We start from the raw sequence: 659 nt of genomic DNA, 5'->3' as shown, positions 1-659 counted from the left end.
CAGGCTGGTCGAGGCTGGCCTTGCGGAGGCCGCCGCCGCCATCGCCCGGCACGGCCTTGCGCCCGAGGCGCTGCTCCCGCTCGCCGAGGTGGAGCTTCTCGCCCCGTTCGTGCCCGCGCGCATTTTCGCCCTCGCCTTCAACTATCGCGACGCGCTGGACGAGCGCGGCATGGCGCCGCCGGCCGCGCCGGTGCTGTTCATGAAGCAGCCCTCCACCGTGGTCGGCCCCGGCGCGCCGATCCTGCTGCCGCCCGACATCGGCGGCTGCACCTACGAGGTGGAGATCGCCGCGGTCATCGGCCGCTCCGCCCACAAGGTGAGCCGGGACGCGGCTTTGGACCATGTGTGCGCCTATGCGGTGTTCAACGACATCAGCGCCAGCGAGATGATCAAGCGCGACGGCGGCTTCACCCGCGGCAAGAACCTGCCCACCTTCGGCCCGCTCGGCCCGTTCCTCGCCACCGCCGACGAGATCGGCGATCCCCATCGCCTCGCTCTGAGCCTGGAGGTGGACGGCGTTCGCCTTCAGGAGGGCGTGTCCTCCAAACCTCGTGTTCGACGTGGCCGACCTGGTCGCGCGCCTGTCGCAGGACCATGCGCTCGCGCCGGGGCGACGTGATCGCCACCGGCACGTTCCGGCCGGCGTCGCCGGCATGCGC

At 72.1% G+C, this 659-nt stretch carries 1 protein-coding gene; it reads left to right on the top strand.

The genetic code is table 11. The features are described 5' to 3' along the window. On the top strand, positions 1–619 hold a 619-nt coding region (locus AC2W7M_RS26930; protein ID WP_486136291.1), incomplete at its 5' end, for a fumarylacetoacetate hydrolase family protein. Positions 620–659 lie beyond the last annotated feature (40 nt).

The sequence above is a fragment of the Xanthobacter sp. BG11Y11_SDJG genome (genome assembly GCF_057364445.1).
This window is presented reverse-complemented; position numbering and strand designations above follow the sequence as displayed.